Annotated in this window: 26 protein-coding genes; all 26 read right to left on the bottom strand. The window is 35.6% G+C overall.

What is annotated here, in order from left to right; all coding sequences use genetic code 11:
• Positions 1–3: 3 nt before the first annotated feature.
• Entirely contained in the window at positions 4–1089 is a 1086-nt protein-coding gene (gene flhB, locus MKX53_RS06030; protein ID WP_340909860.1) for a flagellar biosynthesis protein FlhB, read from the bottom strand.
• A 1-nt stretch (position 1090) separates the two neighbouring features.
• Positions 1091–1867, bottom strand: coding sequence for a flagellar biosynthetic protein FliR (gene fliR, locus MKX53_RS06025; protein WP_340909858.1), 777 nt, complete (start codon positions 1865–1867; stop codon positions 1091–1093).
• A gap of 4 nt (positions 1868–1871) precedes the next feature.
• The gene (fliQ, locus tag MKX53_RS06020) at positions 1872–2141 is read right to left on the bottom strand and encodes a flagellar biosynthesis protein FliQ (protein WP_340909856.1); all 270 of its coding nucleotides are present in this window, start codon (positions 2139–2141) and stop codon (positions 1872–1874) included.
• A 12-nt stretch (positions 2142–2153) separates the two neighbouring features.
• Positions 2154–2819 (bottom strand): flagellar type III secretion system pore protein FliP, encoded by a 666-nt coding sequence (gene fliP / locus MKX53_RS06015; RefSeq protein ID WP_340909855.1) that lies wholly within the window; start codon positions 2817–2819, stop codon positions 2154–2156.
• Positions 2812–3498, bottom strand: coding sequence for a flagellar biosynthetic protein FliO (locus MKX53_RS06010; RefSeq protein WP_340909851.1), 687 nt, complete (start codon positions 3496–3498; stop codon positions 2812–2814). The genes fliP and MKX53_RS06010 overlap by 8 nt, the downstream gene beginning before the upstream one ends.
• 4 nt (positions 3499–3502) lie before the next feature.
• On the bottom strand, positions 3503–3865 hold the full coding sequence (locus tag MKX53_RS06005) for a response regulator (protein WP_093535132.1): 363 nt from the start codon (positions 3863–3865) through the stop codon (positions 3503–3505).
• 19 nt (positions 3866–3884) lie between these two features.
• Positions 3885–5051: a flagellar motor switch phosphatase FliY gene (gene fliY, locus MKX53_RS06000; RefSeq protein ID WP_340913256.1), complete on the bottom strand. Its 1167-nt coding sequence runs from the start codon at positions 5049–5051 to the stop codon at positions 3885–3887.
• Positions 5044–6042, bottom strand: coding sequence for a flagellar motor switch protein FliM (gene fliM / locus MKX53_RS05995; protein WP_340909848.1), 999 nt, complete (start codon positions 6040–6042; stop codon positions 5044–5046). Before fliM ends, fliY begins: the two co-directional genes overlap by 8 nt.
• Positions 6043–6071: 29 nt before the next feature.
• Complete coding sequence (fliL, locus tag MKX53_RS05990; RefSeq protein ID WP_340909846.1) at positions 6072–6503, bottom strand: flagellar basal body-associated protein FliL; 432 nt, start codon at positions 6501–6503, stop codon at positions 6072–6074.
• Complete coding sequence (locus MKX53_RS05985) at positions 6493–6714, bottom strand: flagellar FlbD family protein (RefSeq protein ID WP_340913254.1); 222 nt, start codon at positions 6712–6714, stop codon at positions 6493–6495. The genes fliL and MKX53_RS05985 overlap by 11 nt, the downstream gene beginning before the upstream one ends.
• A gap of 69 nt (positions 6715–6783) precedes the next feature.
• Positions 6784–7758 carry a flagellar hook-basal body complex protein gene (locus tag MKX53_RS05980; protein ID WP_340909844.1) on the bottom strand — a complete coding sequence of 325 codons (975 nt, stop codon included), beginning with the start codon at positions 7756–7758 and terminating at the stop codon, positions 6784–6786.
• Between the two features lie 85 nt (positions 7759–7843).
• A complete protein-coding gene (locus tag MKX53_RS05975) occupies positions 7844–8224 on the bottom strand; it encodes a TIGR02530 family flagellar biosynthesis protein (protein ID WP_340909842.1) in 381 nt (126 codons plus the stop codon).
• 15 nt (positions 8225–8239) lie between these two features.
• Positions 8240–8881, bottom strand: coding sequence for a flagellar hook assembly protein FlgD (gene flgD / locus MKX53_RS05970; RefSeq protein ID WP_340909840.1), 642 nt, complete (start codon positions 8879–8881; stop codon positions 8240–8242).
• A 3-nt stretch (positions 8882–8884) separates the two neighbouring features.
• Positions 8885–10093, bottom strand: a complete 1209-nt coding sequence (locus MKX53_RS05965; RefSeq protein WP_340909838.1) for a flagellar hook-length control protein FliK — start codon at positions 10091–10093, stop codon at positions 8885–8887.
• A 32-nt stretch (positions 10094–10125) separates the two neighbouring features.
• Entirely contained in the window at positions 10126–10680 is a 555-nt protein-coding gene (locus MKX53_RS05960) for a MotE family protein (protein ID WP_340909836.1), read from the bottom strand.
• Between the two features lie 8 nt (positions 10681–10688).
• Entirely contained in the window at positions 10689–11138 is a 450-nt protein-coding gene (gene fliJ, locus MKX53_RS05955; RefSeq protein ID WP_340909835.1) for a flagellar export protein FliJ, read from the bottom strand.
• Positions 11139–12461, bottom strand: coding sequence for a flagellar protein export ATPase FliI (fliI, locus tag MKX53_RS05950; RefSeq protein WP_093535152.1), 1323 nt, complete (start codon positions 12459–12461; stop codon positions 11139–11141).
• 5 nt (positions 12462–12466) lie between these two features.
• Positions 12467–13246, bottom strand: a complete 780-nt coding sequence (gene fliH, locus MKX53_RS05945) for a flagellar assembly protein FliH (protein ID WP_340909832.1) — start codon at positions 13244–13246, stop codon at positions 12467–12469.
• Positions 13230–14243: a flagellar motor switch protein FliG gene (gene fliG / locus MKX53_RS05940; protein WP_340909829.1), complete on the bottom strand. Its 1014-nt coding sequence runs from the start codon at positions 14241–14243 to the stop codon at positions 13230–13232. Before fliG ends, fliH begins: the two co-directional genes overlap by 17 nt.
• Before the next feature lie 126 nt (positions 14244–14369).
• Entirely contained in the window at positions 14370–15959 is a 1590-nt protein-coding gene (gene fliF, locus MKX53_RS05935; RefSeq protein WP_340909827.1) for a flagellar basal-body MS-ring/collar protein FliF, read from the bottom strand.
• Between the two features lie 59 nt (positions 15960–16018).
• Entirely contained in the window at positions 16019–16324 is a 306-nt protein-coding gene (gene fliE, locus MKX53_RS05930; RefSeq protein WP_340909825.1) for a flagellar hook-basal body complex protein FliE, read from the bottom strand.
• Positions 16325–16343: 19 nt separating this feature from the next.
• Positions 16344–16805 carry a flagellar basal body rod protein FlgC gene (flgC, locus tag MKX53_RS05925; protein ID WP_340909823.1) on the bottom strand — a complete coding sequence of 154 codons (462 nt, stop codon included), beginning with the start codon at positions 16803–16805 and terminating at the stop codon, positions 16344–16346.
• A gap of 4 nt (positions 16806–16809) precedes the next feature.
• Positions 16810–17202: a flagellar basal body rod protein FlgB gene (gene flgB, locus MKX53_RS05920; protein WP_340909822.1), complete on the bottom strand. Its 393-nt coding sequence runs from the start codon at positions 17200–17202 to the stop codon at positions 16810–16812.
• A gap of 274 nt (positions 17203–17476) precedes the next feature.
• A complete protein-coding gene (gene codY, locus MKX53_RS05915) occupies positions 17477–18256 on the bottom strand; it encodes a GTP-sensing pleiotropic transcriptional regulator CodY (RefSeq protein ID WP_093535166.1) in 780 nt (259 codons plus the stop codon).
• A gap of 84 nt (positions 18257–18340) precedes the next feature.
• Positions 18341–19732 (bottom strand): HslU--HslV peptidase ATPase subunit, encoded by a 1392-nt coding sequence (hslU, locus tag MKX53_RS05910; protein WP_340909820.1) that lies wholly within the window; start codon positions 19730–19732, stop codon positions 18341–18343.
• Positions 19729–20277, bottom strand: a complete 549-nt coding sequence (gene hslV / locus MKX53_RS05905; RefSeq protein ID WP_093535170.1) for an ATP-dependent protease subunit HslV — start codon at positions 20275–20277, stop codon at positions 19729–19731. The genes hslU and hslV overlap by 4 nt, the downstream gene beginning before the upstream one ends.
• Positions 20278–20287: the final 10 nt, after the last annotated feature.

Here is a 20287-nt window from a genome sequence, read left to right as displayed (position 1 = left end):
ACTTTAAATTTTTTGTTTAATACGATATACATAAGCCAATACTTCTGCAACTGCTTTGAAGAATTCGTCTGGAATTCGTTGACCTACTTCTACTTGGTCAAACATAGAACGAGCAAGCTGTCTATTTTCTACCATGACAACATTATTTTCCTTGGCAATTAATTTAATCTTTTGAGCAACAAAATCTGCACCTTTTGCAACTACCGTTGGGGCATCCATTGATTCATCATCATATTTTAAAACAATCGCAAAATGTGTTGGATTCGTAATAACAACATCAGCTGAAGGAATCTCCTGCATCATACGACGCATCGCCATTTCACGCTGTCTTTGTCTTATCCGTGATTTAACAATTGGATCCCCTTCTGAGTTTTTATGTTCATCTTTAATATCTTGCTTAGACATTTTAAGGTTTTTTTCATAGTCGAACTTTTGATAAAAGAAATCTAAGATTGATATAAACAATAATACACATGAGGCAGCTATGCCCATCGTACCAGTTAACCATCCTACAGTGGAGAGTGTATCCCAAGCAGTTTTAAATGATAGAGATAATACCTGTTCCAAGTTCATCCATAATATCAAAGTAGTTATAGATCCGATAAATGATATTTTTAAAATAGATTTTAATAGCTCAATAATTGCTTTAAGTGAAAAGATCCTTTTGAGACCTTTTATAGGGTCAATCTTTTTCAAATCAAACTTCAATGGCTCTGTCGTAAACAGCAAACCAAATTGAAAGTAATTTGCCGCTACAGCTGCTACTACCGCTACTAACATAATGGGCAATAAAATTACAGCCATTTCTAGGAGCATATCTTTATAAATGATAATGGCAGTATCAATTGTTAACGTTTCAATCAACATATATTTAGTAAACGTCACGCTGAAAAACGAAAAAATTTCAGTTCTTAAAAAGCTTGCAAAGAAAAATAGAAATACAAAAACAGCGAGTAATACAATCGCACTTGTCACATCCGGACTTTTTAATACTTGTCCTTTTTTTCGAGAATCTTCTCTCTTTTTTGGAGTAGCTTTTTCTGTTTTTTCTCCCGCAAAATACTGAAGATCTAAGCGTAGAGTAATCATTTTAGCCACCACCTAAAATTATCATTAAGTCGCGCATAGCTACGACCATAATTTCAAACAGTTGCTGCACTACAGCCATAAGCACACCCATCATCACAAGAAGAACTAAAAATCCTACTGCAATTTTTATCGGAAACCCTATAACAAATATATTTAATTGTGGTACAGTCCTTGCAGTAATTCCAAGAGCTATATCCACAAGAAATATTGTTGCGACTATTGGGATGGACATTTGAAATGCTACTGCAAAAACACCGGCAAAAGTTTTCATAATAAATACCACATAATTTTCTTGACCAAAAGTTGGCCAAACCATTTCCATCGGCATAAATTGATAGCTGTAAAAAATCCCATCCAACAATAAATGATGACCGTTTAAAGCTAATAACAGCAATAGGGCCAGAGTGTTCAAGAACTGACCAACTAAGGGACTTTGTGCACCTGTCTGTGGATCAATAACATTGGCCATTGCAAATCCCATCTGAAAGTCAATAAATCCACCTGCAATTTGAACAGCTGACATAATGATATAAGCAAGTAAACCTATAAATAATCCCAATATAACTTCTTTAATAATTAAAAGAATATAATCTCCATTAATTTCAAATGGTTCTACATCGAGGGTATAATACATCATCCACGATAAGATTACAGCAAAGGCTATCCGATGTGTTGCAGGTATTGTTCGATGCGAGAATAGTGGTAACACTATAAAAAATGCGGAAACACGAGCAATTATTAGTAATAAGACTGTTAAACTTGGTAAAATTGCATCCATTGTATCAACCAATGTATCTTATTAAATTCCCGAAAATATCTGCTGCATAAGAAGTTACTTGTGAAAGCATCCAAGGGCCAAAGAAAACTATCGCAACTAACACAGCAACGATTTTAGGCACAAATGAAAGTGTTTGTTCTTGAATTTGTGTAGTGGCTTGAAAAATACTTACAGCAAGACCCGTTATTAACGCAACTAAAAGAAGAGGACCTGATGCAAGAAGAATGACCCAAATTGCTCGTTCCGCAATTGAAATTACCATTTCATTGTTCAATACAATCAGCTCCTAAAAACTTTGTAATATAGACTTCATAACTAAATACCATCCATCTACCAATACAAATAATAATATTTTAAATGGTAAAGAGATCATAACTGGAGGTAACATCATCATACCCATAGACATCAAAATACTCGCTACAATCATATCAATAACTAAAAAAGGAATAAAAATCATAAATCCAATTTGGAATGCTGTTTTAATTTCACTAAGTGCAAAAGCAGGTACCATAACAGTTAGCGGAATATCCTCAATTGTTTCAGGTCTTTCTGCTTCTGAGTATCTCAAGAAAAGCTCCAAATCTTTTTGCCTTGTATGCTTACTCATGAACTCTTTGAAGGGACCGCTAGCTTTTTCATAAGCTTCTTCTAAAGTAATATCTTCATCAAACAATGGCGTTAAAGCTTCTTCATTTACTTGTTGTAATGTTGGTGCCATTATAAAAAATGTTAAAAATAGTGCTAAACCAACTATCACTTGGTTGGGCGGCATCTGATTAGTAGCAAGAGCCGTTCGAACAAATGATAATATAATTACTATTCTAGCAAAGGACGTCATCAATATTAAAATACTCGGAGCTAATGATAAGACCGTTAACAATAGCATTAATTTTATAGATGTGGAGAGATTTGATGGGTCGCTGTCCGAGAAAAACTGGACAAATTCATTCATTGTTATCGCGCTCCTTCGTCTTCCAATCCTTTAATACATTACTACGGTCTTTTTGAATTTCTTGTAATTTTTTCTGAAAGGTCTCTTCAAACGAAGGCTGTTTACTATCCTTCTTCTGTGAGGTACCTTTGCCTTTCAAGCGACCTACTATCTCAGATATGTATGGAATACTTGTTCCAACATCTACTTTTGCTTCATAAATTCTCGTTAAATTTTCTATCTCAACTGGATCGTTTATTTCTTTTAATAAAGTAACATCTTCCCCAATACCTACCAAGAATATGGAATTCCCTACTTGCATTAGCTGTAACGATTTACCTTGACCTACCCCGACCCCACCTAAATTGTGAATAAGCTGGTTGGTTTGAAAGGTTTTGTTTCTACTATTTACAAAACGAAGTACACCGTAAAGTAAGGCAATAACAAACAAAAGAGCAAGCACCATTTTGATGTAATCCCATACTGTAACAGAAACACCTGCAGAAACGGGTTCATCTGTCGTTTCTGAAGTATCAGGAGTTTCTTTTATAATTGCTTCTGAATCTTTTTCATTTTTCGAATTATTGTTCTTTAGGTACTCATCAACACTTTCATTTGAACCTACCTCTGCTTTTACATCTAGCAGAGTTCCAAAAGTTAAAAAAAGAAGTACACTTAAAACGAGGGGAAGTTTCCTCATGTCATTACCCTAAAGCTTTGGAAATAGCTTCAATTACACGATCTGCTTGGAAAGGTTTGACGATGAAATCTTTTGCTCCAGCTTGGATTGCATCAATTACCATTGCTTGTTGGCCCATTGCTGAGCACATAATAATCGTCGCGGTTGGATCTTTTGCCTTTATCTCTTTTAAAGCAGCAATTCCATCCATTTCTGGCATAGTAATATCCATCGTTACTAAATCCGGTTTAAGCTCATTATACTTTTCGATTGCTTGAACTCCGTCTCCAGCTTCTCCAACTACTTCAAATCCATTTTTGCTTAATATATCTTTAATCATCATTCTCATAAATGCTGCGTCATCTACTACTAAAATTCTTTTCGACATAATATGTCTCCTCCATTGCTTATCTTAAATTGTTAATACGATCTGCTTGACTTAATATATCTGTTATACGAACACCGAAATTCTCATCAATAACAACGACTTCTCCTTTAGCTACATGTCGATTATTAACAAGAATATCTACCGGCTCTCCAGCCAGTTTATCGAGTTCAATGATGGAACCGCTTGTTAGTTCCAAAATCTCTTTTACAGTTCTCTTAGTACGACCTAGCTCTACTGTTACTTGGAGGGGAATATCAAGTAGTAAATTTAAATTTCTAGACTCATTTTTCGATAAGCTCGGAGATTCAAAGCTTGCAAATTGTGCTTGTTGCACTTCCACTCGCGATGCTTGTGGTCGTGATTGTTGCTGATTATACTGCATTGGAGCCTGTGGTCGCATTTCATGTTCTTGTTGTGTTTGCATAGTAGGTGGCTGTTGAACCGGCGCTTGATTTACTTTTTCTTCAATAACAGTAACTGCTACCTCTGGTTCTTCTTCTCCTGTTAATGTTTTCACTAAGCTCAGCCCAAATTCTAATGGTAATAGTTGCATAATATTAGAATCTATTAACTCTCCAATTTTAAGACGGAAAGATATTTTTATGAGTAATTCATCATCAGGAATGGCATTTACTCCTTCACCTTGTACCAGGTTCATAAGGTCGATGGTAGGTGGTGAGATATCTACTTTTTTATTGAAAACAGTAGACATTGACGTTGCTGCTGAACCCATCATTTGATTCATCGCTTCTTGAACTGCACTTAACTGAATTTCGCTAAGTTCAGGGTTTGGATCTAAACCATCTCCACCAAGCATTAAGTCTGCGATAATGGCTGCATCCGACTGTTTTATAACGAGAAGATTCATACCGATTAGTCCAGCAGTATATTGTACTTGTACTGCCACATATGGATGTGGAAATTCTTCTTTTAATTTTCTACGGTTAATCATTTTAATATCAGGTGTAGTGATATCCACTTTTTGGCCTAAAAGGGAAGAAAGGGCTGTAGCTGAACTACCAAATGAAATATTACCGATTTCCCCAAGTGTATCTTGAGCAAATGAATCCAAATAGTCTTCTATATTTATATCTTCTGTATCTCTTTCTTTTGTACTTTCCTCATCAATATTCGTTCCTCTAAGGAGGGCCTCAATTTCTTCTTGGGAGAGCATATCATCACTCATCATCAACCTCTCCTCCTTTCACAGTTTCAATGACTTGCACAGCCATTCGTTTTTTTAGTTTACCAGGTTGACCTATAAATTTAGGAATACCGCCAACTTTAACAGTTAATGAATCATCAATCTTAGTATTTAATTGAATGACGTCTCCTAATTGTAAATACAATAAATCTTCCATAGAAATATCTGTTGTCCCAATTTCTGCGACAATAGGAATTTCTGCTGCTTTTACACGTTTTTTCAGAACTGCTAATTGTTCTGGTGATACTTCTTTTTTATTTGTTTGCATCCAATAACGTACAGAAAGGTTAGGAACAATCGGCTCCAACACTACATGTGGAATACAAATATTAATCATTCCGCTTGTTTCACCAATAATAGTATTAAAGGATATTACAACTACAGTTTCATTCGGTGATATCATTTGTAAAAATTGTGGATTTACTTCTAGCTCTGTAAGTATCGGATCGATATCTGCAATGTTTATCCATGCTTCTCGCAAATTATCAAATGAACGCTCAAATAAATTCGTCATAATCTTCGTTTCAATCTCTGTTAAATTGTCTACTTTTGTATGTGCTTGTCCTTTTCCACCCATCATTAGATCCAACATAGAATATGCAATATTTGGATTAATCTCCATCAGGATATTCCCTTCAAGTGGTGGGACCTCAAAAACATTAATTAATGTCATATGTGGCACTGAACGAACAAACTCTTCAAAAGGTATTTGATCGACTGACACTACCGAAATTTGCACATATGTTCTTAACTGGGCAGAAAAGAATGTAGTTAATAGACGAGCAAAGTTTTCATGTATTCTCGTTAAACTTCGAATCTGATCTTTTGAAAAGCGAAGTGCTCTTTTGAAATCATATGTTCTTATTTTCCTAGCCTCTTGTTCACTTTTCATTTCATCTGCAGTCATTTCACCTGTTGAAAGTGCACTCAACAAAGCATCTATTTCTGATTGAGATAATATATCTCCTGCCAATCTACTCACCTCCGTTCCAAAAGCTCACTTTATTGAATAATATAAGAAGTTATATAAACTTGTTGAATTTTCCCGTTATCCATTAGCTCACCAATTTTTGATTTTAATGTAGATTCAAAAACGGTTTTACCTTCTTTTCCTTCTAAGTCTTCAGGAGTCATTTCAGATAGTTCCGTAATGACTATATTCTTTACTTGAAAATCCCGTTTAGTTAATTCTTCTGCAGCATCTACACTATCCGCTTGAACTTTTAATGATATACGGATAAATTTGTTCGATGTTAGATTAGTAGTTATTTCTGGTATATCTACAGATGATTCAATAATCTCATCAATTGTTGGCTTATCCTTTTCATCTGTCTTGTTTAACTGCATCACTATTAGCAAAGCGACTACTCCAACTAACGTAATCGAAACTAAAATAATAAGCATAATGGTTAATAGTTTACTTTTACTCTTCATCTTGTTCACCTCTTATATGGGGGTTCGATAATATATGTACTTCTTCGTAAAACTGAGAAATTTTGGAGTATACTTCTTCCCTAGATTCCAACGCTACATATTTATGACCATTTGTGAGTGTAATCGTCGTATCTGGAAAAGACTCCACAGTCTCTATGTACAGAGCATTTAACGAAAACTCCTTGCCGTTTAAACGAGTAAGATTAATCATAATGAAGGGCCAGGACATTAAGGAACGGCCCAACCCTCCCTTTCAAATAGATTTAAGATTAATAGATGATTAACGTTTTAAGTTGATTAACTCTTCTAAAATAGAATCCGAAGTTGTGATTATACGAGTATTAGCTTGGAATCCACGTTGTGCAACGATCATATCTGTGAATTCTTCTGATAAATCTACGTTAGACATTTCTAGGAATCCAGAGTTGACTGAACCAATCCCCTCATTAGTTGCCACTTGGTTGAATGGCTCGCCTGAGTTAGCAGATTTTTGGTAGTAATTTTGTCCAACCTTTGTTAACCCGCCAGGATTAGGAAATTTAGCAAGTACTAATTGTCCAGCCCATTTTAACTGACCATCTGCATCTACAAAAGTTACCGTACCATCTTGGCCAACACCCATACTTTGAGCATTTGTTGGAATGCGAATCGGAGAATAATCTGGTGTACCTCCAGTTGTTAAGGCTATATCTGGTATTCCGTCTGCATCTGAATCTAAATTATCTACTGCCCCAGCGGATACTACCGAATCAGCATCAGGATAAGAAGCATCAACAGTTGCAGAAGTTCCATCCCATCCAGTTGCTGCGAAACCAATAATGTACTTCCCATTTCCATCTACCAGGTAACCATTGTTGTCCATATAGAAATTTCCTGCCCTAGTATAAGAAGGGTTTGTAAAGTCTCCAGTTGTAGTAGTTGGATCGACACCTACCCCATCTGCCACTTGAAAGAAACCATCCCCAGAAACAGCTAGGTCAAGTGTGTTACCAGTGGACTGCATTGAACCACCTGCATGAATAGTATCAATTGCAGATAATTGTGATCCTAAACCAACTTGTTTCGGATTAACTCCCCCTCGAGTATTTGTTGCACCAGAAGCGCCAGAAGTAGTTTGAGAAATCAAATCTTTAAAGATTGTACGACCTTTCTTGAATCCATAAGTATTAACGTTTGCAATGTTGTTACCAATCACATCCAATTTAGTTTGAAAGTTTTTTAAACCTGAAATACCTGAGTACATTGAGCGAATCATTAATTTTATTCTCCTTTCAATTTGCGTGCTAGCTTCTATCAGTCGGCTGCACATAGCATCCTTTACAGGTCCTGCTATTATTTAGTTAGTTCAGTACGATTGTACCGTCAATATTTGTGAATAATTGGTTTGTTGCTTCCGTGCGATTCATCGCAGTAATGACAGTGAAATTTTTTGCACTGACGATTAATGCTGCTTGGTCCATCAATACAAGAGAGTCGTTCACACCTTTAGAGCGTGCTTCTGCAACTTTATCACTTACTATTGCCCAATCTGCATCTGAAATATATATATTTCTTTCTTGTAAACGTTGGTTTGCATGTTTACTTACTATTAATTCTGTTTTGACAGATGCTTCATGTAAATGATGTAAGAAAGATTGTTTTGGTAAAGCCACCTGATTTGATGTGATTGGTTGACGGATTTTTGTATGCAGCGGAACACGATTTATAGAAATATTGTCCATTGCAATTCTCCGTTCTTATTGGATAGATATAAACTGATCGGCTTTTATTGAGACGTTACCACTTAAGTTATATATAATCTTTCCGTCTTTTTTAGAAACAGATTCTACTAATCCTGAGCTTGTTGCATTTCCGTCTGTATAACTAACTGTTTTCCCAATAATCATACTAGCTTCTACCAAATTACCTGAATTGGAACTACCAGATAATACTTCTGAAATATTCCCAGGTTTAATGACTTTACCATCTGCTAAAGTGAATTCTACGTTCCCTTCTACAAATTTAATACCTGTAATAGATCCAGTACCTTCATTTGTAATAGGCTTTCCAGCAGCATCTAATTTATCTGTAAGTTCATGCCATTTTACTTCTTTACCAACGAAATTACTAAACTCAATCATTTGGCTTTGCTCTTGTATAGCTGCAAATTCTTTAAAAGCATTTGTTAAGTTAGTCATCTGTTCTAAAGACGAAAACTGCGCCATCTGTGAGATGAATTGTGAGTCATCCATCGGTTTTGTTGGATCCTGGTTTTGAAGCTGTGTCATTAGGATTTTTAAAAATGCATCTTTTCCTAATTCTCCACTACCTGTGGTTTTAGTTGTTGTAGCTTTATTTGTTAAATACATACTTTTTGTAATTGGGGTCGTATCTGCCATCTGTTAAACCTCCATATCTGTTAAGAAGTCATCGAAAGAAAGTGTTTTTTCCTGATTTTCGATATTTGTTTCTTCGTTAGGCTGCTCTTGCTGTTGTTGTTTAAAAGATTGTTGGAAGTTTTGGTTCTTCTCTTGTCTCACTGAATCTTGTAAGGCTTGTGTAATTTCTAGCTTATCTAGCTGAATGTTTTGCCCTGCAAAACCTTGTCTCAATTGACCAGAGTTTGAATCCAACATTTCTTTTCCTAAAGCAGTGGAAGCTAATATTCTGGCTGTTAACATACCATCTTTTTGTATCAATTCAATTCGAATTGTACCGAGATGCTCTGGAAATAGCTTTAAGACTAATCTGTTTACTCCACCCGTTTGCCCAAATTGAACACGGTTCATTACTTTTTGTAATTCATTTATAAACTCTTTTGACTGACCAGCTTTCTCTGTTGGTAAGTTCAACGAAACTGATTCTACTTTTGTTTGAACTACTGTAGTCGTACTACCTTGTATATTTGAGGTAATCTCTTTCGTTTCAGTAACTATCTCTGGTTGAACAGAGTTAGTTGTCTGTTTAACTACCAATTGAGTATGAATAATTGGTTGTTTTAAGAGCTGTGGTAATGATGTTGGTTCATTGGCAGGCATTTTCCCTACAGTTTCCTTCACATTTTCAAGCAACAGCTTAATATCAAATAGTGTAGATTCCTCTTTAATAGTTAAATCTGATTTATTACCGATTAACTGTACCGTTTTTAGTAACTCTACAGCCTGTTTTGCTTCAGTTGGATTACTCGGCCCTCGTCCATTAAGAGAAGAAATAATTGCATCTATTATTTTGGGTGCCTGTTCATTTATTCCGGTAAGTAAATCCCAGACATTCGATTCTTGTATTTCTTCATTAGTGTTAGCATCACCCTCGGCGCCTAATAGTTTATCTAAAAGATCCTTTAATTCCTTAGGATTTACCGTTAATTCTTCTGAGCCGACTAATGATTCAAGTTCCTCTAAAGATGTTGCATTAAGAATCGAAAGCAAATCTTGTAGTACATCTCCCTCGGTGTTTACTGGAGATATAGCAGTCGGTTGTACTTGTGAATTGGATAAAATTTGTCCAAATACGGAACCGAATTTTTGACTGTTATTCTTAGTCATTTGTACTTTACTGTTTGTTTGTATATCAGCAGTTATATTTGTATTAACGGACATAACGACATTCACGTTTATATTCACCACCCTTCAAATGGAGATAATTACTTCGTCATTAACTCTGTATATTTAGCAGCATCTTCTGGAGTCATTTTTTCATAAATGCTCGCTACTGTATCTGGTTTGAGACTTGTTAAGATGCGCAAAGCTTCCGCATCGCTCATCTTTGTAATAACTGGAGCTGCTGTTTTTGCTGACATTTTTTCAAATGTAGAAACAACTTCAGCATAATCTCGTTTAGCACTTTCCTGATTTCTAGTTAATGTTGCTATTTCTTCTAGCAATCTTTCTTGTTCTATTAATAATGCTTCCTTCTCTGTTGCAGAATTATCTAGTTCGGTTTGAACTTTGGCAATTCGAGCTTCTTTTTCTTGAATTTCAGCTTGTAATGAGACAACTCTTTCTTCTAGTACTTCTGTTTTTTTGTCTACTGTTAAAACCTGTTCCTCACTAAAGCCAGTTATCTCTTTTGCTTTTTCAAAAACATTTATATTTGCTATTTGAGCAAGTACCAGTAAGAGAAGTAAAGCAAATAAAAGAGGAATGATAATCCAATAAAAGAACATTTTAATTTTACTTAAACCTTTTGTTTCAGCCATGCTTCTACTCACCTAATCTCTTTGTTTTGAAACTTTAAAGAAGATATTTCATCTAATTGAATCGTTTCTAGTCTTTGTTGCTCTTCTTGAAACTGTGATAGGTCTTTTTCTTTAATCTTTTCAAACTTTTTTACCTCTAATGACTTTTCGAGTAACTTTTCTTCCATCCAATTCATTTTAGACCTTGCTTGGACAACTTCCTTTTGAACAACATCAATTCTTTTTTGAAGTCCGTCCATATAATTTGAATAATGGTGGATATTGTCTACTGAAAGTCCAGAAAGCAGAAGGTTATTTTGAGTATCTGTTGTATTTTCTTTCTTTTTCAACAAATTATATAACTCCGTAGCAACTTTCTCGAAAGACGACACGGATTCTTTAAAAGCCATTTCCGTTTCTGATTTTTCTTGTTCACGAATTGTTAGAACTTTAGCAAATTTAAACTGATAAGCAACCATTTATGATACACCACCTGATAATTTCACTAATTCATCAACGGAAGAATCCAAAGATACTTTGTCTAAATACCCTTGTTTTAAAAAAGAAGTAATTAAAGGTTCATATTGTATTGCTTCATCAATCTCACGAGATGTCCCACGCTTATATGCACCAATATTAATAAGATCTTCTGATTTATCATACGTAAAATATAAATCTCGTAATCTTTCTGCTGCTTTCACATGTTTGTCATCTGAAATATGATTCATCAATCGACTAATGCTTTTTAATACATTAATAGCAGGATACTGTCCCTTGTTAGCAAGTGAACGATCCAACACAATATGACCATCTAATATTCCGCGAACTGTATCAGCTATTGGTTCATTCATATCGTCACCGTCTACCAATACAGTATAGAACGCTGTAATTGTGCCGTTTTCATTTGTGCCAGTTCGTTCAAGCAACTTAGGCAAGATAGAGAATACAGAAGGAGTATATCCTCTTGTAGCTGGAGGTTCTCCAACTGCAAGTCCGACTTCCCGTTGTGCCATCGCTACACGAGTTACGGAGTCCATCATAAGCATTACGTTTAACCCTTTGTCTCGGAAGTATTCTGCAATAGCTGTAGCTGTAAAAGCACCTTTTATGCGCATTAATGCAGGTTGATCAGAAGTAGCTGCTACGACAATCGATTTTTCTAAACCTTCTTTTCCCAAATCTCTTTCGATAAACTCTCGTACTTCCCTGCCACGCTCTCCAATTAGCGCAATGACGTTTAAATCCGCATTAGTATTTCTAGCAATCATTCCAAGCAATGTACTTTTCCCTACCCCCGAGCCAGCAAAGATACCGACCCTTTGGCCTTTTCCGACAGTAAGCATTCCGTCAATTGCCTTCACACCTACTTCTATTTGCTCTTCAATAGGTGGTCTAGTTAAAGGATTTGGAGAATCTTTTTCTGTCCCAACAGTCATTAAACCCTTTGGTAAAACAGATCCATCAATTGGATTGCCCATTGAATCTAATACTTTTCCAATAAGTTCCGGCCCTACCTTAATCTCTAATGGACTATTCGTTCCTTCGACTAAACAACCAGTAGATATCTCTCTTATATTCGTATAGGGCATTAAGACGACAATTTCTTCCTTAAAACCAACAACTTCAGCAAGAATAATAGAAGCTCCTGTTTTGGCGGAGTTTATATGGATTTTACATACATCACCAACGGAACTTTCAGGACCTTGTGATTCAATCATTAATCCAACAACTCGACTAACTCGACCATATTTTTTAAATGTAGGTATATTCGAAATTTGTTGTATTAAATCTACAGCTTTCATCACATTCACTCCATAATGTCTAGAATATCCACAAGTTTACGTCGTAATTCTTGCACTTGCTCATCAATACTTACTACAATTCTTCCGTGATTTGTTTCTATATAACAATCAGTTTCATTCATATCTTCATCAACAAAAACCATAAATGGAACATCTACAGGAAAAATGGAGGAAAGCTCTTCTCTATTATTAGAAACAAGTTCAAAGTAAGTGGGAGATACATATAGTTTAATCACTTTCATTTCTCTCGCTTCTTTTAACCCTCTTTTTACAACAGATAAAAATAGTTCTTCATCATCCTCAAGCTTTGTACCAATAATTCTTTCTGCAGTCCGTAATGCTAGTTCTATAATGACCTGTTCTTGTTGTTGTAAATAATTAGCAGCATTCTCATGAGCAATTTCCATTGCATTATTAGCAAGTTTTAGCGAATTTTGCATATCTGCTTGAGCTCTTAAACGACCTTCTTCTAATCCTTGCATAAAGCCTTCGTCATATGCCTGTTGCTGATAAGCGATCTTTTCTTCTTCCCACGCATTCAACTGATTTTCAATATATTGTTTCGTCTCTTCAATATCTCTTGTTAATAAGCTTCGTTTCTCTGCTATTTCATGATTTACCTGTTCCAACATTTTACTTCTCTCTTGTGTAAGAACATCTATCGTTAACGGCTCGGCTGTGTTCATCATTTCTTGAACATATAGATTCCTTATTTGAATGGGTTTGCAATTTTCCTTCGTTTCACTCAAATATACATTCCGGAAAATTTTAGACAATGATGTCATCTCCTCCACCACGAGCAATTATTATTTCGCCTGCATCTTCAAGTCTTCTAATTACTGTTACTATTCTAGATTGTGCTTCCTCTACGTCACGTAAACGAACTGGACCCATAATTTCCATTTCTTCTTTAAAGGTGTCAGCCATACGTACGGACATATTGCGGAAAATTACGTCCTTAACCTCTTCACTAGATACCTTCATAGAAAGCAATAAGTCTTCGTTTTCACAATCACGAATAACTCGTTGAATCGAACGATTATCCAATGTAACAATATCTTCGAATACGAACATTCTTTTCTTAATCTCTTCTGCAAGTTCTGGATCTTGTATTTCTAAAGCATCCAAAATTGTTTTTTCCGTAGTTCTATCCACACCATTTAATACTTCTACGACAGCATCTACACCGCCTGTTTCCGTATAATCCTGCGTCACAGTTGAAGATAACTTGCGCTCAAGTACAGATTCTATTTCACTAATAACTTCAGGTGAAGTGGAATCCATTGTCGCTATTCGTTTAGCTATATCTGCTTGCATTTCCTGTGGTAAAGAGGAAAGAATAATTCCTGCTTGCTGCGCTTCTAAATAGGAAAGGATTAACGCTATCGTTTGTGGGTGTTCATTTTGGATAAAGTTAAACAGTTGAGCAGGCTCAGCACGTCTGGCGAAATCGAATGGTCTCACTTGTAGAGAAGATGTGAGTCGATTGATAATTGCCTGAGCATGTTCAGTACCTAATGCTTTTTCTAAAACTGTTTTTGCGTATCCAATACCGCCCTGCGAAATATAGTCTTGCGCTAATGCTATCGTGTGAAATTCTTCTATTATATCTTCTTTAATGTCAGGTTCTACTTTTTTTACACCTGAAATTTCAAGAGTTAAACGCTCAATTTCTTCTTCATTTAAATGTTTATAAATAGAAGCAGACACTTCAGGTCCGAGAGAAATTAATAAGAGCGCGGCTTTTTGTTTACCACTTAAATCTTTTTCTTTCTTGCTCATAGCCGTTCCCCCAATCAATTACGCCTCGGCGTACTTACATCAAGATTTTGAATCCGGCAAGCCGGGAGTATTGTTCCAGAATCTATGACATTCGCCGGAGGCTTTAACTTTATTATGTGAATAAAGTTAATCCTCTGCTATCCAAGTACGTAATAACTTCGCAAATTCTTCTGGCTTATTTTTAGCCATTTTCTCTAATTGTTTTCTTCTAAGAGTCGATTCTGTTTCTTTTTCTGTGTTAATATCATCGACATTAAATTCCTCGCGTTGCTCTTCTAGAATAATCATTTCTTCCTCATCGGTTTTTCTAGAGCGAAGTAGAGATACTACTAATAGAATTATTGCAACAAGTAGAATTCCACCTATTACATAAACCCACCAAGGGATAGCTGATTGCGTATTTGCTACTGTAGTAGCTTTCCCGTTAAATGGTTGTACAGATACTACAATTTTTTCTTGTAGTAAATCTTCTGTCAACTCTCCTCCAGCCTCTTCATCTATAGAAGTGCGGATTATTGTTGCGAGAATTTGTTCTATATCTTGTTCTACACCGTCGGGCATTGTTGTTACATCCTCTGGATTTGGTGGTTCCACCATAACTTGAATGCCAATGTCCCGAATTTTATAAGGACTTTCAACTATCTCTTTTTTAATTCGATTTACATCACTATTTATTGTATCTTCTATGCGTTCATAATCACCATTTGATGTGGAACCTTCTACGTAGTTCGTGAAATTGTCAGTTGCATCTTCTGTCGCCGGAGTTCCTCCAGCTACAGGATTCTCGCCGGTAAAGGTTTCAGAAATACGTTGTGCACTAATTTCAATTCCAGCCATATTCTCTTCATCCACAGGTTCCACTAGATTTTCTTCTCTGTTTTCCTGTTTAAAATCAATATCTGTTGTAATAGAAACAACTACTTTATCTTGTCCCATTAAAGTACCCAACATTGTTTGTACTTGTCTCTGTAAATCACGTTCAATTGTTTTCTTAACAGACATTTGATCTGTAACATTCGCACCAGCTGTATTTGCATTTGCTTGTTCTAAATCGAAGTACTCTAGATACTGATTTCTAATGCTAATGTCTTCTGTAGCTAAGTTAGGTATTGACTTGGATACTAAGTTATATAAGGACAAAATCTGTGAATCTGAGAATTTGTATCCAGCCTCTGTATTCAAAACTATTGCTGCACTTGCAGTTTCATTGCTTTGAGAAAGAAATACACCCTCTTCCGGTAACGTAATCATTACCTGTGCATCCTTTACTCCTTCCACACCTTTAATTAATTTTGCAAGTTCTGTTTGCATGGAAGCCAATTTTAATACATTAAATTCGTTATCTGTCATACCAAATCCAGCATTTTGAGAAAAGAAGCTGTAATCAATCATCCCCGATTCTGGGTAACCTTCTGCTGCAAGTTGAACTAACAACGAGTCCACTTGCTCTGCTGGTACTAATATGGACGTTCCACCTGGAGCAATTTCATTTGGTACTCCTTGTGTATCTAATGTTTCTTTAATACGTCCTATTTCAGATGGAGATACATCTGTATATAGCGGAACGAAGTTAGTTCTATTCATCAATAGTGTAATAACTATAGCTAAAATAATAACCGCTAAAAAACTGCCAATCATTGTTCCTTTTTGCAATTTATTGCGACTTTTCCAAAAAATTGTTACGTCGCTCGTCATTTTCTTTATACGTTCATTCATTATTATCCTCCGGTTATGGTGAATATTTTTGCCTAATTTATCGCGTTAACCGAGAGAGGTTAAACTGACATACGCATGATTTCTTGATATGCCTCTACAACTTTGTTTCTGATTTCTAAAGTAGTATTTAATGTAATACTTGCTTTTTGAGAGGCAATCATTACATCGTGCAATTCGATATCGCCACCGTTTATAAGCTTTTCAGTAGCTACATCGGACGCTTTTTGATTTTCATTTACAGATTGAATGGCTGTTTTTAAAAAGTCGCCGAAATCAGCTTGTGCTTCTGAAGGACTAAGTTTCGATGTTGACGAAACTGGATTTATCTGTGAAGGATTAAATAATGAAACGGATTCTATTGCCATTTAAACTATACCTTCTTTCCTATTTACCTATTTCTAAAGCTTTAGACATCATCGCTTTGTTTGCATTAAAAACTGTTACGTTTGCCTCATAAGATCGAGTAGCTGATATTAAATCAACCATTTCTTTTAATGGATCAACGTTTGGCATTTCTACGTATCCATCTTCATCTGCATCAATATGTGTTGGATCGTATACTAATTTAAAAGGAGTTTCCATATCTTCTTTTACATTACTAACTTTTACTCCATTTCCAACACTTCTATTATCCGACGAACCCATTGCTACATTTAAAAAATTTGAAAAATTACCATCAATTGGCTTCATTGTTACAGACTTTCTTCTATAAGCTTGCCATTCACCATTGACAAGTTTAGCTCGAGTAGTATCAACATTTGCCATATTGGAGGATATTACGTCCATTCTAAGCCGCTGAGCCGTTAACGCTGATGCTGTAGTATTCATACCGTGGAATATCGACATAATTTTAGCTTCCTCCTCTTACAACAGTTTGAAGCGTATTTAACTTACCACTCATTCGGTCTATTAATGCATTATAGTAGATTTGATTGGTTGCCAGATTAGCTTGTTCTTTATCCATATCTACCCCATTGCCATTGTGGTTATAGCTATAATTGGCATAATCGAACACACCTGCACCACTAGTTTTAGTTTGAAAATCTATATGTCTTTCTTGAGTTCTGTGTGCAGAAATCTTGGATTGTTTAGCACTAGATAGATATTCATTAAAACTTACACTTTTCGCTTTGTAGTTCGGAGTGTCGATATTTGCTATATTCTGCGCAATTGTCTTTTGTTTTGTAGCAGAGAAATCTAAACCTTGCTCTAAACTTGAAATTGAACCACCAAATATACTCATTTTTTCACCTCATCATTAAAAGTTTTCGACATATTTTTATTAAAAAATCTCTAATATCACAATAATCTAATTGTAATGATTTTGTAACATTGTGTCTATCTATTTTTTTTGATATTCATAGGACTTTATTCCTCTTAATTTGATAAACATCGACACTTTGTCACAAAAGTGCCATTATTAAAATATTCAGATATATTAAACGCTAAATTTATCATCATTTATTCCAATAAAAAAATCTCTTCCACAAAAATGGAAGAGATTTAATCTTATTTAATTATTTCATTTTAAGTTGAGCTAACTCTGCAAGAAACTTATCATTTAATACTTTGATATATGTTCCTTTCATCCCAAGTGATCTTGATTCAATAACTCCAGCACTTTCCAGTTTACGAAGTGCATTAACGATAACTGATCTTGTTATTCCAACACGATCAGCTATTTTAGATGCTACTAATAGACCCTCACTGCCATCTAACTCTTCAAATATATGTTCAATTGCTTCTAATTCACTGTAAGATAGTGAGTTGATAGCCATTTGTACAATTGCTTTACTACGAGCTTCTTCTTCAATTTCTTCGGATTTTTCACGTAAGATTTCCATTCCAACTACTGTTGCACCGTATTCACCAAGGATCAAATCATCATCTTCAAATTCTTGTTTCAGACGACCTAAGATTAGTGTACCTAAACGCTCTCCACCACCGATGATTGGAACAATTGTCGTTAGACCATCTTTAAATAGTTCGCGGTTTTCTTCAGGAAATACCGAGTGCTCACTGTATACATCTAAATTTGATGATGTTTCATCCACATGAAAAAGGTTTTTCGTATATTTCTCAGGGAATTGACGCTCTTCCATCATTTTAATAATACGTTCGTTTTCAATTTGTTGATAAACTTCAAAACCTAATAATTTTCCTTTTCTAGATACGATGAAAGCATTACTTTCAATTACTTCGCTTAAAGTAGCAGCCATTTCCTTAAAGTTTACTGGCTTACCAGCAGAAGCTTGTAACATTGAGTTAATCTTTCTTGTTTTTGTTAATAAATTCATGAATTGAATCCTCCATTTAATTTTCCTATTTATTTTAATATTCTAAAGGTTTTTAATTGTTTTAGATACTAATACGATTTGATTTTACAATATAAATTGAGATAAATCTCTGTTTTTCACAATATTGTCAAGTTTGCCGTCAATATATGCAGGAGTGATCTGTATATGTGCAGGAGAAATGTCAGAAGCTTCAAAAGAAAGCTCCTCTAATATCTTCTCTAAAATAGTGTGAAGACGTCTCGCTCCTATATTATCGGTCTCCTGATTGACTTCATACGCAATTTCACCAATTCTTTCAATAGCATCTTCTGAAAACGTAATGGTTACTCCTTCGGTTTCCAATAGAGCTTCATACTGCTTAATAAGTGATTGGCGCGGTTCTTTTAAAATACGGACAAAATCGTCTTTTGTCAATTTTTCTAATTCTACACGAATTGGGAAACGACCTTGTAATTCAGGGATTAAGTCAGACGGCTTAGCCATATGGAAAGCTCCTGCTGCTATAAATAAAATATAGTCCGTTTTAACTGCACCATATTTCGTGGTAACCGTAGACCCTTCTACTATTGGTAGAATATCCCGTTGAACACCTTCACGCGAAACATCCGCAGAAGATCCTCCACTATTTTTACTTGCTATTTTGTCCATTTCATCAATAAAAATGATCCCTGTTTGTTCTGTCTTTTCTATGGCAATTTGAGCAAGTTCATCTTTGTCTATTAGTTTGTTCGCTTCTTCTTGCATTAATACTTTTCGAGCATCTTTTACTTTCATTTTTCGCTTTTTCTTTTTCTTCGGCATAAGATTTGATAAGGCATCCTGCATATTCATGCCCATACTCTCCATACCACCTGGTTGTAGTGCATCAAATAAAGACGGAGTTTGTTCAACAACCTCCACAGTAATAAACTCATCCTCCAATTTGCCATCTCTTAAATCTTCGGCAATTTGCGAACGTTTTAAACGTACATCTGTATCTTCTACATCTGTAGTATCTTCTTCCTTCCCTCCAAACAACGCTTCAAATGGATTGGAATTTGCGTTCTTTTTCTTCAATGAAGGTACAAGTAACTTAACAATCCCGTCGTTCGCCAATCGAATTGCTTGGTCTTTCACTTCTTCCATCTTTTCTTCTCGAACAATTCGAATAGCTGCTTCCACTAAATCTCTTACCATTGATTCCACATCTCTACCGACGTAGCCTACTTCAGTAAATTTGGTTGCTTCTACTTTGATAAATGGAGCCTTCGTTAACTTAGCAATTCTTCTAGCGATTTCTGTTTTACCGACTCCGGTAGGTCCAATCATTAGAATATTCTTCGGAATCACTTCATTTTTCATCTCATCGTCTAATAATTGTCGACGATAACGATTTCGTAGTGCAACGGCTACTGCTTTTTTAGCAGCTTCCTGTCCAACAATGTATTTATTTAAATGCTCTGTAATTTGTTTTGGGGTTAAGTTAGCTTCTTTCATTCACCTAATACCTCCACAATAATTTGATGGTTTGTAAAAACACATATATCTGCAGCAGTAGTTAGAGCCGCTTTAGCAATTTCTTCTGCCGTCATATTCTCCCCTGCAAACTGCTTTAATGCTCTCCCAGCAGCTAATGCATAGTTCCCACCAGAACCGATAGCTAAAATACCATCATCTGGTTCGATTACCTCTCCAGTTCCCGAGACAAGTAACAAACTATTTTTATCCATCACTAGAAGCATTGCCTCTAGTTGACGAAGCATTTTATCTCCTCGCCATTGTTTAGCAAGTTCGACTGCTGCTCTTTGTAAATTGCCGTTATATTCTAATAGCTTGCCTTCAAACATTTCAAAAAGTGTAAAAGCATCTGCTACGGAGCCAGCAAAACCTGCTACAACTTGACCGTTAAAAAGCCTTCTTACTTTTTTCGCAGTGTGTTTCATCACTACTTGGTTACCTAATGTCACTTGACCATCTCCGGCCATTGCTTGGCTACCATTGTGACTAACTGCAAATATCGTGGTTGCATGAATATTACCCATTTAAATTTAC

The sequence above is a fragment of the Psychrobacillus sp. FSL K6-4615 genome (assembly GCF_038008225.1).
Taxonomy (GTDB): domain Bacteria; phylum Bacillota; class Bacilli; order Bacillales_A; family Planococcaceae; genus Psychrobacillus; species Psychrobacillus psychrotolerans.
The sequence above is the reverse complement of the archived record's forward strand: the minus strand, read 5'-3'. Positions and strand labels throughout refer to the sequence as shown.